General features: G+C 42.0%; 11 protein-coding genes. 4 read left to right on the top strand and 7 right to left on the bottom strand.

Annotated elements, in window-relative coordinates:
• Positions 1-87 precede the first annotated feature (87 nt).
• Positions 88-2,889: an excinuclease ABC subunit UvrA gene (uvrA, locus tag ABTV71_RS00565; protein WP_433901893.1), complete on the bottom strand. Its 2,802-nt coding sequence runs from the start codon at positions 2,887-2,889 to the stop codon at positions 88-90.
• A gap of 110 nt (positions 2,890-2,999) precedes the next feature.
• On the bottom strand, positions 3,000-4,691 hold the full coding sequence (locus ABTV71_RS00560) for a GMC oxidoreductase (protein WP_433901892.1): 1,692 nt from the start codon (positions 4,689-4,691) through the stop codon (positions 3,000-3,002).
• Between the two features lie 303 nt (positions 4,692-4,994).
• Between ABTV71_RS00560 and ABTV71_RS00555 the strand changes: the two genes are divergently transcribed.
• Entirely contained in the window at positions 4,995-5,504 is a 510-nt protein-coding gene (locus tag ABTV71_RS00555) for an ecotin (protein ID WP_433901891.1), read from the top strand.
• 118 nt (positions 5,505-5,622) lie between these two features.
• On the opposite strand, the gene typA is transcribed toward ABTV71_RS00555, so the two are convergent.
• From typA to ABTV71_RS00535, 4 genes are all read right to left on the bottom strand, one after another.
• Positions 5,623-7,428 carry a translational GTPase TypA gene (gene typA / locus ABTV71_RS00550; protein WP_104384638.1) on the bottom strand — a complete coding sequence of 602 codons (1,806 nt, stop codon included), beginning with the start codon at positions 7,426-7,428 and terminating at the stop codon, positions 5,623-5,625.
• Between the two features lie 78 nt (positions 7,429-7,506).
• Entirely contained in the window at positions 7,507-8,697 is a 1,191-nt protein-coding gene (gene kbl, locus ABTV71_RS00545) for a glycine C-acetyltransferase (protein ID WP_121125323.1), read from the bottom strand.
• Between the two features lie 333 nt (positions 8,698-9,030).
• Positions 9,031-10,278 (bottom strand): ABC transporter permease, encoded by a 1,248-nt coding sequence (locus ABTV71_RS00540; protein ID WP_104384640.1) that lies wholly within the window; start codon positions 10,276-10,278, stop codon positions 9,031-9,033.
• 175 nt (positions 10,279-10,453) lie between these two features.
• Positions 10,454-10,879, bottom strand: coding sequence for a DUF2147 domain-containing protein (locus ABTV71_RS00535; protein WP_104384641.1), 426 nt, complete (start codon positions 10,877-10,879; stop codon positions 10,454-10,456).
• Between the two features lie 516 nt (positions 10,880-11,395).
• Here ABTV71_RS00535 and ABTV71_RS00530 point away from each other — a divergent pair.
• Together ABTV71_RS00530 and ABTV71_RS00525 are read left to right on the top strand one after the other, a co-directional pair.
• Positions 11,396-11,737 (top strand): phage holin family protein, encoded by a 342-nt coding sequence (locus ABTV71_RS00530; RefSeq protein WP_104384643.1) that lies wholly within the window; start codon positions 11,396-11,398, stop codon positions 11,735-11,737.
• Between the two features lie 193 nt (positions 11,738-11,930).
• A complete protein-coding gene (locus tag ABTV71_RS00525; protein WP_433901890.1) occupies positions 11,931-13,826 on the top strand; it encodes a heavy metal translocating P-type ATPase in 1,896 nt (631 codons plus the stop codon).
• Positions 13,827-13,923: 97 nt separating this feature from the next.
• Here ABTV71_RS00525 and pgi read toward each other — a convergent pair whose 3' ends face one another.
• Positions 13,924-15,573: a glucose-6-phosphate isomerase gene (pgi, locus tag ABTV71_RS00520; RefSeq protein WP_433901889.1), complete on the bottom strand. Its 1,650-nt coding sequence runs from the start codon at positions 15,571-15,573 to the stop codon at positions 13,924-13,926.
• Positions 15,574-15,821: 248 nt separating this feature from the next.
• Between pgi and prfB the strand changes: the two genes are divergently transcribed.
• Positions 15,822-16,905 (top strand): peptide chain release factor 2 gene (prfB, locus tag ABTV71_RS00515; protein WP_121125327.1). Its coding sequence is split into 2 segments (ribosomal slippage): positions 15,822-15,881 and positions 15,883-16,905, totalling 1,083 coding nucleotides; the frame shifts between segments, so codons are not numbered across the junction.
• Positions 16,906-17,192: the final 287 nt, after the last annotated feature.

The following is a 17,192-nucleotide window of genomic DNA, read 5'->3' as shown; positions in this document are numbered from 1 at the left end:
TTCATTCCTTGCTCTTTAATCTTTTTCCCTAAATTCAGCAGCCACTGCGCAGGCGCCATCGTTTAATAACGAATGCTAATGTAGGGTTTAATCTTTTAAATGTGTTTTTAAAAATTGCCCTGTATAAGAATCTTTACAATGCGCAAGATCTTCTGGAAGTCCTGTAAATACCAACTTTCCACCTTTATTGCCCCCTTCAGGTCCAATATCAATCACCCAATCCGCTGATTTGATCATATCCATATTATGCTCAATGACCAAAATACTATTGCCGAGAGCAATCAACGCATCAAACGATTTTAGCAGTTTTTTAATATCCTGAAAATGCAAACCAGTAGTCGGTTCGTCAAAAATAAATAAGGTCTTCTTGCTGTTATTGCCTTTGATCAGGAAAGAAGCAAGTTTAATCCGTTGTGCCTCACCGCCAGAAAGTGTACTGGAAGACTGCCCGAGCTTCACATAGCCCAGACCTACATCCTGTAGTGGCTGTAACTTGGCCAATATCTTAGGCTGATCGCCAAAGAAGACAATGGCTTCATCCACGCTCAGTTCAAGTATATCCGCTACGGATTTACCTTTATACTGCACATCTAGCACAAACTGCTTGAAACGTTTTCCACCACAGGCCTCACATGGAAGTACGATATCCGCCATAAATTGCATCTCGATCTTCACTTCCCCTTCACCTTGACAGACATCACAGCGGCCGCCCTCGACATTAAAAGAAAACGCAGCAGGTTTCAATCCCGCAGCTTTGGATGCAGCCTGATTAGCATACAAAGCTCTGATCTCATCCCAGGCTTTAACATAAGTTACTGGATTGGACCGTGAAGAACGACCGATTGGATTCTGGTCAACCATTTCGATCTGTTCCACTTGTGCAATATCGCCTTCTATGGAATCATATACACCTGTTTGTTCACCTGAATAATTACCGATTGATTTCTGCAAAGCCGGATAAAGAATACGTTTCACCAAGGAGGTCTTTCCGGATCCCGACACCCCAGATACAACGGTAAATGTATTTAATGGAAACTGCACATCGATCCCCTGAAGATTATTTTCATGCGCTCCCTTTACAGTAATGCTATTGGACCATTTTCGTCGTTTTTTTGGAACTTCGATCTGGCTCTTACCACTCAGATATTGTCCTGTTAAGCTCCTATCATCTTTTAGGATCTCATTATATGTTCCTGCAAATACCATCTCACCGCCATTGATCCCTGCTTCGGGGCCAATATCGATCAGATAATCTGCAGCCTCCATCATTTCCTGTTCATGCTCAACCACAACAACTGTATTACCTACATCACGCAAGGATTTCAGTACCGAAATCAGACGCTGAGTATCGCGCGGGTGCAACCCAATACTTGGCTCATCCAGCACATAGATTGAGCCCACGAGCGAACTTCCGAGCGAAGTTGCCAAATTGATCCGTTGGGATTCCCCTCCGGATAGCGTATTGGACAGACGGTTTAAGGTAAGGTAGCTTAACCCTACATCGCATAGAAATTGTAGCCGGTTATTAATTTCGGCCAGCAGGCGTTTGGCAATCACCTTTTCATTTCCCTCCAGTGACAAATCCGTAAAAAATGCCAAAGCTTCTTCAAGAGGCATCAATACGATATCGGTAATTGACCTACCACCGACTTTGACATAGGTCGCATCTTTACGCAACCTTGTTCCCCTACAATCGGGACAGTCGGTCTTACCTCGGTAACGTGACAACATCACGCGGTATTGAATTTTATAGGTCTGTTCTTCGAGCTCTTCAAAGAACTTGTTAAGCCCTGTAAAATAACTATTTCCCGTCCAAAGTAGTTCTTTTTGGGCTGTTGTCAGATCGGAATAGGCGCGGTGTATCGGAAAATCAAACTTTAGAGAATTCTTTACCAGCACCTGTAACCATTCATTCATTTTCTCTCCTCGCCAAGGAGCAATAGCGCCATCATAAACAGAGCGGCTCTTATCTGGTATAACAAGGTCTGGGTCTATACCAATGATCTTCCCATAGCCTTCACACCGACGGCAGGCACCATAGGGATTATTGAAACTAAAGAAGTTAGGACTAGGCTCCTCAAAGGTAATTCCATCGAGTTCAAACTTGTGTGAGAAATGATGTCTTTTATCCTTTTCTTCGATATACAATTCACCTTTACCCTCAAAAAATCCCGTTTGAATGGAATCGGATAATCGATTCATGGTATCATCATCCTGCTCGATACGTACCCGATCCACGACGATCAATACCTCGCCGTCCTGAATCGTTTCATTGGCCATGCTCTTATCGTCAATAATACTTTCGATTTTTTGCATTTTATCCTGATAGACGACACGGACAAACCCTTTCTGCAGTAAGAGAGATAACTCTTCTTTGAGTTTTCGCCCATGGGAAGGCACCAGCGGAGCCAATAGCGTAACAGATTCTCCCTCGTCAAATTTCAAGGCAAAATCTACCACCGAGCTCACGCTATCTTTGGTCACCTCCCTACCTGAAACAGGAGAAATCGTCTTCCCGATCCTTGCATATAGTAATTTTAGATAGTCATATATTTCGGTAGAAGTTCCGACAGTGGAACGCGGATTGCTGGTAATAACACGTTGTTCAATTGCAATCGCTGGGGCGATCCCTTTGATGTAATCGACTTCGGGTTTATTCATCCGTCCCATAAACTGTCGTGCATAGGAAGAAAGACTTTCAACATACCGTCGTTGTCCTTCAGCGTATAGGGTGTCAAAAGCGAGGGAAGATTTTCCTGAACCTGACATTCCTGTAATGACAACCAATTTATTTTTGGGAATATCAACATCAATATTTTTCAGATTATTGACTCTAGCCCCTTTTATTTGAATATATTCTTTTGGAGTACGCTCCACTTTTTTACTCATAATAATCCTTATCTCACACAAAGTTACGCAATCTTGGCTGATTATAGTCCCTACGAATTAAAAGCTCTTGCGAAAAAATATAGTCCCTATCCCAGTGCAGTTCTATGGATTTAGAGGTTGCCTTTTTTCATTTCAGAGACAGCATAATCTACGGCTCTAGCTGTTAATGCCATATAGGTCAGCGACGGATTCTGCGTTCCTGTTGAGGTCATACAGGCACCGTCGGTGACAAATACATTTTTCACCAAATGTAACTGGTTCCATTTGTTCAACAAAGAGGTCTTGGGATCCAATCCCATACGTACTCCTCCCATTTCGTGGATATCCAAACCCGGATTTTGGTTGCTGTCACTGACTTTGAGATTCTTGACTCCTGCAATATCCAGCATCTCCTGTCCTTGTTGAAAGAAGTCATCTCTCAATTTGTAGTCATTTTCCTCGTAACCGACAGCGGTAATCAATTGTGGAATACCATAAGGATCTTTCTTGTCTTTGCTCAATCGCACATGATTGCTTTCCTTGGGAATCGTCTCCCCTTGCATCATCATGGAAACACCCCAGCCTCCCAGTTCAGCTAAACTGTCTTTGTAAGCCCCACCAACTGACACTCCCTCAAAAGCCCCTCCCCGCGAACGGTAAGCGCCAAAAAACGAAGCATAACCTCTCAAAAAATCAGTTTCCTGCCGATGTACATTTCTAAAATTGGGAATAATAGGTTGGGTTGGCCGACGCCCATAATAATATTTATCTTCATAGCCTTCCATTGTACCCGATATTGAGCCCAAATAATTATGAAAAGCGACATATTTACCCAACAGGCCACTATCATTTCCAAGGCCATTCGGAAAACGATCGGAAGTGGAATTCAATAAAATCTGGTTTGTCGCTAATGCAGAGGCATTGACAAAAATGATTTTCGCAAAAAACTCTTGACTCGCCTTTGTGACTGTGTCGATGATACGGACACCGATCGCTTTCTGTAAACTATCATCATAAAGTATGGATTCGACAATCGCCTGGGGGCGTATGGTCAACTTTCCTGTTTTCGCCGCCCAAGGTAAAGTAGATGCATTGGAGCTAAAATATCCACCAAAAGGACATCCACGATGACATAGGCTACGTGCCTGACATTGACTCCGCCCTTGATCGATATGGATCTGCCGAGGTTGGGTCAAATGAGCACAGCGCCCCTGAATCACCGGACGATCTTTATACTGCTGCTCTATACGTTGTTGTATTGCTTTCTCCACCACGTTCATCTCCCAAGCGGGAAGAAAATCACCATCTGGCATCGCATCAATTCCGTCCCTGTTACCCGATATTCCGACGAAATGTTCGACATACGAATACCAAGGTGCAATATCATCGTAACGAATAGGCCAATCCACTGCAAAGCCATCCCTTGCAGGCCCTTCAAAATCGTACTTAGACCATCGCTGGGTCTGACGGGCCCAAAGGAGAGATTTACCGCCAACCTGATCAGCCCGAATCCAGTCAAATGGTTTTTCCTGGATATAAGGCTGGGCAGCATCCGGCAGAAAAAAGTGTTTGGCGTCTTCCCGATAGACATAGCATTTTGAAGCAATCGGATTTTCATCCTTGGTCTGCTGTTCCACCTGTCCCCCATGCTTGAACTGCCAAGGATCCATATACGCTGTGGGATAATCCTGAATATGTTTGGCATCTTTACCTCGATCCAAAACAAGTGTTTTCAATCCTTTCTCGCAAAATTCCTTAGCGGCCCATCCGCCAGATATGCCCGAACCGATCACAATAGCGTCAAAATGATTTTCCTTATTCATCTTTATATTTAGGTCGCATTTGAAAAGTTAATATACTGTAAATAATGGTATTGCAACAAATATTCTAAGCAACTTACATGATTTTGTTACAAAATAACTGCTGGATATCCTACATCGACGGGGCCTTATCTAACGATGTTTTTTAATAGGTGCTATCGAACACTTTCGAATAATTATTTTAAATATTTACCCATTTTCAATTAATCCTTCTAATTTTTTACATGTCTTAAAAATATAGTTTTGAAAAAGCAAAGTAGCAATAGTGATAGAGATTGCGTTTAAAGAATAAAATAAAAAAAGGTTATGAGAAAAAATGTATTTAAAGTTATGGTCATGATGCTATTCGTTTTCGTCGCATCTACAACAGTAAGTAAAGCACAAATGGTGATTGATAAAATAGACCTAAATATTTTTCCTGCAGCGGAAAAAGGATACAAAAAAATGGTTATCGAAGTTCCATATTCGGAGAATGACAAGAACAAGAAGATCGAATTCTCTGTAGGTAAATGGATGGAGGTAGATGGTTGTAACAATTTTAATCTAGCTGGTTCTTTTGAGAAAAAAGATCTTCAGGGCTGGGGGTATGATTACTATGTATTCAAAACCAACGGAAATGTAGCAAGTACCATGATGGCCTGCCCGGATAAAGCCAAGAGAAATCTTTTTGTAAGCGCCCACCCCGAAACAGTACGTTACAACGGTCGGATGCCTATTGTTATTTATGTCCCTGAAGGATATGAGGCACAATTCAAAATCTATTCAACAGATGGAGATACCTATCGGGCTGCTGAAGTCAGAGAAAAGAAAAAATAATAGCCACTAAATTCTGTTTAGTTGGCCCAAAAACAACAAACAAAGCTTATAAAGAATAGGCCGTCTCATAATTTCTTACGAGACGGCCTCTTTTATCTTTATTATCCTTATCTATTGATTATTGAAATTTTTTCGCGTTTTGTTTACGCTCATTTTCTGTCAAATAGATTTTACGTAGACGCATAGATTGTGGTGTTACCTCAATATATTCATCTGCCTGAATATACTCCATACATTCTTCTAATGAGAATTTGATTGCTGGAGCAATACGTGTATTGTCATCTGAACCAGAAGCACGCATATTTGTCAATTGCTTTCCTTTGGTAACATTGATTGTTAAATCGTTATCACGGATGTGCTCACCCAAGATTTGTCCTTCGTATACATCTACACCTGGATCCACGAAGAAACGGCCACGATCTTGCAATTTATCAATAGAATATGCTGTAGTTGAACCTGTATCCAAAGAGATTAATACACCTGCCAAACGACCAGGGATTGTACCTTTCCAAGGCTCGTAACCTTTCAAACGGTGTGCCATAACAGCTTCACCTGCTGTTGCAGTCAATACGTTGTTACGTAGACCAATGATACCACGAGAAGGAATAGAGAATTCAAGATGTTGCATATCACCTCTAGCTTCCATGATCAACAATTCACCTTTACGTTGTGTGACCAACTCAATTACCTTTCCAGAAACATCAGAAGGAACATCAACAACAAGCTCTTCAATCGGCTCACATTTTTGACCGTCGATTTCTTTCACGATAACTTGAGGTTGTCCTACTTGTAATTCATAGCCTTCGCGACGCATTGTTTCGATCAATACAGATAAGTGAAGGATACCACGTCCGTATACCAACCACGCATCAGGAGATTCGGTAGGAACTACGCGCAACGCCAAGTTCTTTTCTAATTCTTTTTGTAAACGATCGTAGATATTACGAGATGTTACCAATTTACCTTCTTTACCAAAGAATGGGGAGTTGTTGATTGTAAACAACATGTTCATTGTTGGCTCATCAATGCTGATAACTTCCAATTGCTCGGGATTTTCAAAATCCGCGATGGTATCACCGATATCGAAACCTTCGATACCAACGACAGCACAAATATCACCTGCATGTACTTCTGGCACTTTGATACGACCTAAGCCTTCAAAAACCTGAAGTTCTTTAACACGTGACTTAACCACTTTTCCATCACGTTTTACCAATGATACTGGTTGGTTTTCCTTGATAGTACCACGGGCAACACGACCGATAGCGATACGTCCTACGAAAGTTGAGTAATCTAATGATGTTACCTGCATCTGCAAATTACCTTCAGTAACCACCGGAGCAGGAATATATTTAATGATTGCTTCTAACAAATCCGTGAAGTCTTCGGTACGATTTTTCCAATCTGTAGACATCCATCCTTGTTTTGAAGAACCGTATAATACTGGGAAATCCAATTGTTCTTCGGTAGCCCCCAAGTTGAAGAATAAATCGAAAACATTTTCGTACACTTCATCAGGACGGCAGTTTTCTTTATCCACTTTATTGACAACAACGATAGGTTTGATACCTAATCCAAGTGCTTTACCTGTAACGAAACGTGTTTGAGGCATTGGACCTTCAAAAGCATCTACAAGTAATACTACACCATCGGCCATCTTCAATACACGCTCCACTTCACCACCAAAGTCGGCGTGACCAGGAGTATCAATGATATTGATTTTAACACCTTTATATGTTACTGATACGTTCTTAGATACAATAGTGATCCCGCGCTCACGCTCTAAATCATTATTGTCTAGGATTAATTCACCAGCATTTTCATTTTCTCTGAATTGATTGGTAAAATATAAAATTTTGTCTACAAGCGTAGTTTTACCGTGGTCGACGTGAGCGATGATCGCAATGTTTCTAATGTTTTGCATTGAGCAAGAATAATTTTATAAAATTTTAGGGTGCAAAGATAAACATTTTGCACCATAAAATTTATAACTATGTGTATTTTATTTAATTACACCCAATTCTTTACCTACTTTGGTAAAGGCGGCGATCGCTTTATCCAGGTGTGCGAGCTCATGTCCTGCCGAAATCTGAACACGGATACGGGCTTTTCCCTGAGGCACAACAGGATAGTAGAAACCGATTACATAAATGCCTTCGTCCAACATTTTAGCCGCGAATTCTTGTGCAAGTTTCGCGTCGTAAAGCATCACAGGGACGATCGGGTGGAAACCCGGCTTGATATCAAATCCGGCTTCCGTCATTTTTTCACGGAAATATTTTGTATTGGATTCCAGTTTATCACGCAACGCTGTTGTCTCGCTCAACATATCCAATACGGCAACAGAAGCGCCTGCAATCGCCGGCGCTAATGTATTTGAAAATAAATACGGACGAGAACGCTGACGTAACAAATCAATGATCTCTTTTTTACCGGATGTGAAACCGCCAGAGGCTCCGCCGAGGGCTTTACCTAAAGTTCCAGTAATAATATCTACACGATCGATCACATTGAAAAGTTCATGTGTCCCGCGACCGGTAGCACCAATGAAGCCCGTACAATGTGATTCATCGATCATTACCAACGCTTGGTATTTGTCGGCCAGGTCACAGATCTTGTCCAATGGCGCCACTGATCCGTCCATGGAGAAAGCCCCATCGGTCACGATGATTTTGTGTCTTGCGCCGGATGCTGCCTGTAGCTGTGCTTCCAAGTCTGCCATATCCGCATTTTTATAACGGAAACGTTGTGCTTTACACAAACGTACCCCATCAATGATCGAAGCGTGGTTCAATTCATCCGAAATAATTGCGTCCTCAGCACCAAACAAAGGTTCGAAAACACCACCGTTCGCATCGAATGCCGCCGCATATAAAATCGTATCTTCTGTTCCTAAGAACTGGGAAATCTTTGCTTCTAATTCTTTATGCACATCTTGGGTACCACAGATAAAACGTACAGATGACATGCCATATCCGTGTGTATCAATCGCTTTCTTGGCCGCTTCGATTACTTTTGGGTGAGAAGACAGGCCCAAATAATTGTTAGCACAAAAATTGACAACTTCCTGTCCTGTGCTTACTTTGATGTCTGCTCCTTGTGGAGTAACGATCACCCGCTCTTGTTTATACAATCCCGCTTCTTTGATTGCTTCCAATTCCTTTTGTAAAACTGGTTGTAATGTATTGTACATAATTTGATTTTATTTTTTTATACAATATTACAGTTTTTCTTTGGTGGAAACAGCCTGTTTATTGAGAATTCACCGCAAATCAATGTTTTGATAACATTAAACCGTTTGCACAAATTTACGTAGCACTTTGGCTTCTTTCTTTTCGCAACGAATAATGGCTCCATCAAGAGGAGATAATAGGCAAACTACATTGGATCGTCGGGAGCATGGCAAGGTGGACTTAACGTGGACGCTATACGGACTTAAGATGGACGCAGTCCTTAGCCAGTTTAGATCTGGCGCTTTGTATTCCTTTGTTTTAGGTCAACAACATATGATTTAATACGGATTGGCTTATTCGTAACGCAGGGCATCCACCGGATCTAATTTTGAAGCTTTTGATGCCGGATAATAACCGGATAGCATTCCCACAAGGCCACATACTGCAAATCCGAGAATAATAGCTGCCCAAGGGATAATAAAGGATGTTCCCAGCTGAAGGGCCAACAAATTACCGATCAGGATACCGATAAATATACCCGCGACACCGCCCATCATACAGATGACAATGGCTTCCATCAAAAACTGCTTGCGTATCACACTGGGCGTAGCACCTATTGCCTTCCGGATACCGATCTCTCTTGTCCGTTCAGTAACCGACACCAGCATGATATTCATCAGTCCGATGGATGCACCAACAAGGGTGATAAAGGCGATCACTACTGCTCCTAAGGTCACCATCGCCATATTCTGCATCAGCATTTGTGCCACCGCATCGGACTTGGTAATCTCAAAATCATTGGTTTGCCTTGCCGATAGGCCGCGGATATTCCGAAATACAATGGAAGCTTCGCCAATAGCTGCTTCCAAACGCATGGGATCATTGGACGATACGGTGATCACATAGGATGGCTCTACGACCTGCATGACCGATCTTGCTTTCACCAGGGGAATAAAGCAGGCCCTATCGCCACCCATACCCGCGGAAGAGCCTTTGCTTTTTAGCACTCCGATGACCTGGTATCGGATATTATTGACCGTAATAAACTGCCCGATGGGGTCAATGATCTCCCCAAAAAGCATTTTACTGACTTCACTGCCGATGATAATCACCGCTCCCCCGGTTTCTACATCACGGACAGAGAAATTACGTCCTTCACTGACGATATAGCCCGAGGTCTGAAGATAATTTTCATCGGTACCAATTAGGCCGATATTTGGGTTTGTCTTTTTTGACTGAAATTTTGCGGTTGAATTCCATGTTACGTTGGCACTGATGGATGTCGTCGCATTAAAATGAAAATTCTGTTTGAACCTTGCGGCCTGGGCATAGGTAATATTGGCAAATACCTTAGACCGTGTACCTCCTGTACCGATCTGCACATTCAATCCCCTATTCCGTATATTGAATGAATTGGACCCCATGGAAGAAAAGGAATCCGTTAAGGAGTTTTTCATGGCGTCAATAGATGTCAATACACCGATCAGGGCCATCATCCCTATCGCAATGATCAATGCCGTTAAAAATGTCCGCAACTTGTTACCTACAATAGATTGCAGTGCAAGTTTTACATTTTCAACATAAGACATTTTTACGGACATGCGGCGACTTTTATAATTTGCAGATGAAAATACTGTTATTCCTCCACAAAACCAAAAGGCAATTTATTCTAATGGAATAAATTGCCTTTTTTATAACAGGTCAATGCCCACAGAAAGGTCGTCATTAGCTTTCTAAATAGCTTACATCCTATTACTTTCAGCCCTAATTAGACGATTAATTGATCCTTTTCCAGGTCTCTGTCCGTCCGAGCAAACTAACCCCCACATAGCCACGTATGTCGAGTTTGTCCCCCTTTAAAGTCATTTTACAACTATAGGTTTTCCCTGTTTTTGGATCATAGATCTTCCCATCTTCATAGGTATTTCCATCTTTTTCAAAATTGGTCAAGATCTCCAATCCCTGAATTGCCCGGCTCTGAAGCGCCTTGTCTGGGTTTTTAATATCTTTCTTGGGCTGTCCAGCTTCATTATTTGGAAATTTAAGCCAATAAAGCTTACCAAAAAATTTGTCCCCTTTTTTATAAATCTCCACACGGCCCTCGCCGCTCGGGTTTTCCCACTTTCCGATAATCGGATCTGTTTGCGCAAACAATGTTACTGTAACAAGCAACATAATGAATGACATCATAATTTTCTTCATTGGTCTATATTATTTTTATGAATTTATTTTAACATTTTTTTGCCTATCTCTCTAATCGCCTATCTCCAAAAGATTCTAGAAAAGAAAAATAAAACCGTCTAACCAATTCCAATGGAGTCCAGCGAATTAAAGCTTGTGGACTTATAAGTTAAATATACAAAATATTTACTATGCTTGCATATATTTATTTCCCATATCCCCTACTGATTTAAATAGATAAAAGAGCTGTTTCCTGTCTGCTCTCATATCGGCTGATAAAAGAGAGACTCGATTTTTCATATATAAAGCCAGCTGACGTAGGCTTCGGAGATTTTTTGGAACTGCTTCGCCCTTTGTTCGCCCCTGATTCGAAAATGTTATACCCTTTTTCTGTGGAGAAGTACCGTACAAGATCCGAAGCAGTCCCCGACCTGGCATGGTAAAAAGGCGAAGGAACGGGCCGAAACTTTGGCATTGCGTTTGCACGATAGTTATTATATTATTACTTTATTCACTGTTTATAAATTAGCACATATTATGAAATTTATTATTAGTCTTCTACTTACTGGCGTAGTCGTCGCAGTTGCCTGTTGGATTGTTCCAGGTGCACATGTAGCGGGATTCGGCTGGGCTATTGTCGCGGGTTTGGTAATCGGATTTGTCAATGCAACCGTAGGTTCAATTTTGAGATTGTTCACTTTTCCATTAAACTGGCTGACGCTTGGGCTGGTTTCCTTTATTATCACCGTTTTGATGGTATTACTTTCAGACTCGCTCCTTGGATCCAAATTTGATGTGGATGGATTTTGGACAGCAGCGTTGTTCGCCATAGTCGTTGCCGTATTGGAAATGATCATCGGAAGCACTTCAAAAGACTAAAATTATATAATTATATATAAAAAAGGCTGTTTTCCCCAATCGGAAAACAGCCTTTTTCGATATCAGCAGGAATGATGATCTTTCGACGGAAAGACTATTTCTAAAGCTGTTTATGCGCTATTTTAATTCCCCTCCCCTCGCTTTTTAAGCTTAAAATAGCTAAATTTAAATTATTTAACAGATCCTCCGATATATGTGCGAACACAACCACGAGCATAGCCATACAGAAAAAGAGACTCCCTGGTGGATATCACAACGCAAACTTCTTATTGCACTTATCCTATTGATCACACTGTTGATCCTCAAATACGCCTTTAAGATCACGCCTCCTTTTTATGCTTCTTTATTTTTAAATGGTGTAGCGTACCTACTAGCAGGTATACCCGTTCTGCAGATGGCTTTACGGAAGGCCAAACGCGGCGATTTCTTCAATGAATTCTTTTTGATGAGTGTTGCAACCTTAGGGGCTTTTGCTATCCGGGAATTTGAAGAAGGGGTTGCCGTAATGGTCTTTTACCAGATCGGCGAATGGTTTCAGGATACAGCTGTAGATAACGCCAAAAAATCCATAAAATCGCTGTTGGACATCCGTCCGGATAAAGTCACGGTCTTGCGGGATGGAAAACAACTGGATGTAGATCCCAAAACCGTCAACATCGGTGAAGTGATTGTTGTTAAAGCAGGCGAAAAAGTTGCACTGGACGGGAAACTGCTGAATGAACGGGCTGCATTCAATACCGCAGCGCTCACCGGAGAAAGCAAGCCCGACACGAAATATAAGGGGGACGCCGTCTTTGCGGGTCTGATCAATTTAGAATCAGTTTGTGAAATCAGCGTAAACAGCCTGTTCAAGGACAGCAAGCTGAGTAAGATATTAGCGATGGTGCAGGATGCGACGGCGCGCAAATCCAAAACACAGCTATTTATCTCCAAGTTTGCAAAAATCTATGTCCCTATTATCTTCGCACTTGCTGTTCTTGTCCTTATCGTCCCGATATTTATTGTCAGTGACTACAGCTTTAGAGACTGGTTTTATCGTAGTCTGGTATTTCTTGTGATCAGCTGCCCTTGTGCCCTGGTCGTCTCGATCCCCTTAGGTTACTTCGGCGGAATAGGACTAGCTTCCAGAAACGGGATTTTGTTCAAAGGCGGTAATTTCCTGGATGCCATCACTGCTGTCGATACCATTGTCATGGATAAAACGGGTACCCTTACCGAAGGTGTTTTTGAAGTCAAAGAGGTCGTTGCTGTCAATGGACAGTTGGCGGAACTATTGGATTATGCCAAAGCCATTGAATCCAATTCGACCCATCCCATTGCAAAAGCGATAGCGCGCTACCATCCGGGAGATCCCACTTTTATTACCAAAGGAATCGTGGAAGTACCTGGTCATGGGCTCAAAGCGACGATCAACGATAAGCTTGTCCTTGCCGGCAACAGCAAACTGCTGGACAAGTTTGACGTCTCCTATCCGGAAGAAATAAAGCAAATTGTCCATTCCATCGTACTGATTGCAATAGACAGCCAATATGCAGGTTACATTACGGTTGCAGACCGAAATAAACCAGACGCTAAATCGGTAATTTCAGCCATGCGGGCACAAGGCTTGTACACGGTCATGCTGTCCGGTGACAAAAAAGCGGTAGTGGGTGATGTGGCGAGGGAACTGGGGATAGATAAAGCCTACGGCGACCTTCTGCCAGAAGATAAAGTAAGCCATGTCCAAAGATTAATCGACGAAGGGCGAAATGTAGCTTTCGCGGGCGATGGCGTCAACGATGCTCCTGTGGTTGCTTTGGCTCAAGTAGGCATCGCAATGGGCGGATTAGGTGCAGACGCGACTATCGAAACGGCAGACGTTGTAATCCAAAATGATGAACCGCATAAAATTTTGTCTGCCATCAAAATCGGTAAGATCACCCGTAATATTGTCTGGCAGAATGTCGTCCTGGCAATGGGTATCAAAATTATTGTGCTGATCCTCGGGGCCGGAGGGGTTGCCACACTATGGGAAGCTGTGATCGCTGATGTTGGTGTGGCGCTATTGGCGATTTTAAATGCCATCCGAATTCAGAATAAAACGATATAATACAGTCCAGAAAGGACTGTTTAAAAGCAAGAAAAACTGTAAAAATACATTCGGCCAACCTTGTTTGAAGATCAGCCGGATGTACTATATGGATGAATTAATCGCGCCAGGATTTATAGGCATTGATCAATCCATTGGTGGAAGAATCATGGCTGGTGATCAGATTATCGTCGCTCAGCTCCGGTAGAATCTTATTGGCAAGCTGTTTACCAAGTTCAACCCCCCATTGGTCAAAACTATAGACATTCCAAATCACCCCCTGTACAAATATCTTGTGTTCGTAGAGCGCGATAAGTCTGCCCAATGTCCGTGGAGTCATTTTTTTCAATAAAATGGAGTTTGTTGGCCGATTGCCCTCAAACACTTTATAAGCTTTTAATTCTTCGATCTCGGCATTGGACTTACCTGCTTTTTGGAATTCAGCAACAACCTCTTCCTCGGTTTTACCATTCATCAAGGCCTCCGTCTGTGCAAAGAAATTAGACAATAAAAGTTGATGGTGATTGCCGATCGGGTTAAGGCTATTTGCAGGTGCGATAAAATCACATGGAATCAATTTCGTCCCCTGATGGATCAACTGGTAAAAAGCATGCTGACCGTTTGTTCCGGGTTCGCCCCAAATAATCGGCCCGGTCTGGTAGTCGACACGTTCGCCATTGCGGTCAATGTATTTTCCGTTGCTCTCCATGTCTCCCTGTTGAAAATAAGCTGCAAAGCGATGCAGGTATTGATCGTAAGGAAGGATGGCATGGCTTTCAGCCTCAAAAAAATTATTATACCATATACCGAGCAAAGCCAATATTACCGGAATATTTTCTTCAAAAGCGCTGGTTCTGAAATGCTCATCTGCTTCATAGGCACCTTCTAAGAGTTCCTCGAAATTATCAAATCCGATCGCCAGACTGATGGAAAGCCCAATGGCAGACCATAGTGAATAGCGCCCACCAACCCAATCCCAAAATACAAACATATTTTGCGGATCTATACCAAAAGCCGTTACAGCCTCTGTATTGGTACTCAATGCCGCAAAATGTTTGGCGACATCTTCCTGCCCGGCTCCCTTACTCAGAAACCAATCTTTTGCCGTATGTGCATTGGCCATTGTCTCCTGGGTAGTGAATGTTTTGGATGCAATCAGAAACAAGGTAGTCTCCGGGTCAACTTCTTTTAGGGTTTCGGCAATATGTGTTCCGTCTACATTAGACACAAAATGCACGTTCAGCCTGGTTTTATATGCCTTTAAAGCCTCGGTTACCATCACCGGCCCCAAGTCAGAACCTCCGATACCGATATTAACGACATCAGTAATGACTTTTCCTGTATAACCTTTCCATTCGCCAGAGAGTATCTTTTCTGTAAAGGCTTTTATCTGTGCCAATACACTTCTAACCGCAGGCATGACGTCCTTGCCATCCACAAAGACAGGCTTATCGGACTGATTCCGCAACGCGGTATGCAAGACGGGTCTATTTTCGGTCACATTGATCCGCTCTCCGGCAAACATCGCCGCTATTGCTTCAGATAGATGACATTCTTTGGCAAGCTGAACCAACAATGCCATGGTCTCCTCGTTGACGCGATTTTTGGAATAATCTAAAAGAATATCCTCAAAGAGAATCGAAAACTTCTTAAATCGCTGTGGATCCGCAGCAAAAAGCTCACGTAAGCCCTGCTGATTGATATCAATATAATGATCTACCAAATATTGGTAGGCTTTGGTCGTTGTAAAATTAATTTTTGGAAACATACTGTTTTTATTGAAAAAATTTGTTTTAAATCACAGTAAGAACCTTCAGCATCTTTTTACCACATGCATTGAAGCTCATTAAACAAAGGTTTATACTGTTGACACTATCAAAACTAAAAAAAAAAGGCCAAATATTAGTATGGAGATATTAGATTGGAGATTTTGCTTCCCCAAGCCCCGGTGCTTACCAATTGTTTCCATTTTTTTTAATTTTCAATTTCTACTTTTTAATTTCTACATTAGCAGATATGACAAAAGAACAAATTCAAGACTTGAGGGATCGTGTTACATCCCTGAGGAGGCATCTTTGACATCGATGTCCGCAAAAATGAAATAGAAAGAGATCAGGCAATTACGCTGGAAGCAAACTTCTGGGATGATTCGAAGGCTGCAGAGAAAATATTGCTTGCGATCAAAAACCAAAAAGTATGGACTGATCATTTTGATGACGTAGCGTCAGCGGTTGAAGACACTTATGTCATGTATGAGTTTTTTCAATCCGGGGACGCAACAGATAAAGAACTGGACGATCAGTATAAACTTGCATTGGAAAAGATCGAAGAGCTGGAGTTCAAGAATATGCTCAGCGCCGAGGAGGATCAATTGGATGCCATCCTACAGATCACAGCTGGTGCCGGAGGTACCGAAAGTTGCGACTGGGCAGCCATGCTGATGCGCATGTATATTATGTGGGGTGAGAAAAATGGATATAAAGTGACCGAGCAGGACTCCCAGGAAGGCGATGTCGCGGGAATCAAAAGTGTTACTCTTCAATTGTCCGGAGCATTTGCTTATGGTTACCTTAAAGGTGAAAATGGCGTACACCGACTGGTCCGCATCTCGCCTTTTGACTCCAACGCCAAACGACATACCTCATTTGCATCAGTATATGTCTACCCATTGATTGACGACAACATAGAAATAGACGTTAAAGATTCGGAAATTGAATGGGACACCTTCCGTTCAGGAGGTGCCGGTGGCCAGAATGTCAACAAAGTGGAGACAGCCGTCAGGCTACACCATAAACCCACTGGCATCATTATCAAAAATCAGGAGACGAGATCGCAATTACAGAATAAGGAAAATGCGCTGCGCTTATTGAAATCGCAACTGTATGAGATTGAAATGCGCAAACGGCAAGAGGCCTCCGCAGCAATCGAAGGAAATAAAAAGAAAATCGAATGGGGATCCCAAATTCGTAATTATGTCTTGCATCCTTATAAATTAATCAAGGATTTACGGACAAATTACGAAACATCAAATACCCAAGCGGTACTGGATGGCGACTTGAACGATTTCCTGAAAAATTATTTAATGGAATTTGGCGGTTAATCTGCCATAAAAAACTAGAAAATTGAAGACGCTCCATTGATGGGCGTCTTTTTTTTGTCAAGGCAATCACTGCCTTCTTTCATACACAGTCTGTCACTGTAGCTGTCAATCACTCTTTAAAAAAATCTTAAAAACGTTAAAAAACCTTAAATGTCGACTGTGTACACAGGGTAGCAAATAATTGATTAAACAGATGAACAATCAACCATAAACAATTAAAAAACAATGATTTACAAAAAGTAAAAATGTATCAAGAACGTTACAAAGTATAAGTTTCTTCAATTTTT

Source organism: Sphingobacterium puteale, assembly GCF_050986225.1.
Classification (GTDB): Bacteria; Bacteroidota; Bacteroidia; order Sphingobacteriales; family Sphingobacteriaceae; genus Sphingobacterium; species Sphingobacterium puteale.
This window is presented reverse-complemented; position numbering and strand designations above follow the sequence as displayed.

Coding starts and splice junctions, on each gene's coding strand:
- typA (WP_104384638.1), bottom strand. CDS start 7,428: ATGCAAAACATTAGAAACATTGCGATCATCGCTCACGTCGACCACGGT.
- ABTV71_RS00540 (WP_104384640.1), bottom strand. CDS start 10,278: ATGTCCGTAAAAATGTCTTATGTTGAAAATGTAAAACTTGCACTGCAA.
- kbl (WP_121125323.1), bottom strand. CDS start 8,697: ATGTACAATACATTACAACCAGTTTTACAAAAGGAATTGGAAGCAATC.
- ABTV71_RS00555 (WP_433901891.1), top strand. CDS start 4,995: ATGAGAAAAAATGTATTTAAAGTTATGGTCATGATGCTATTCGTTTTC.
- pgi (WP_433901889.1), bottom strand. CDS start 15,573: ATGTTTCCAAAAATTAATTTTACAACGACCAAAGCCTACCAATATTTG.
- ABTV71_RS00525 (WP_433901890.1), top strand. CDS start 11,931: ATGTGCGAACACAACCACGAGCATAGCCATACAGAAAAAGAGACTCCC.
- ABTV71_RS00560 (WP_433901892.1), bottom strand. CDS start 4,691: ATGAATAAGGAAAATCATTTTGACGCTATTGTGATCGGTTCGGGCATA.
- uvrA (WP_433901893.1), bottom strand. CDS start 2,889: ATGAGTAAAAAAGTGGAGCGTACTCCAAAAGAATATATTCAAATAAAA.
- ABTV71_RS00535 (WP_104384641.1), bottom strand. CDS start 10,879: ATGAAGAAAATTATGATGTCATTCATTATGTTGCTTGTTACAGTAACA.
- ABTV71_RS00530 (WP_104384643.1), top strand. CDS start 11,396: ATGAAATTTATTATTAGTCTTCTACTTACTGGCGTAGTCGTCGCAGTT.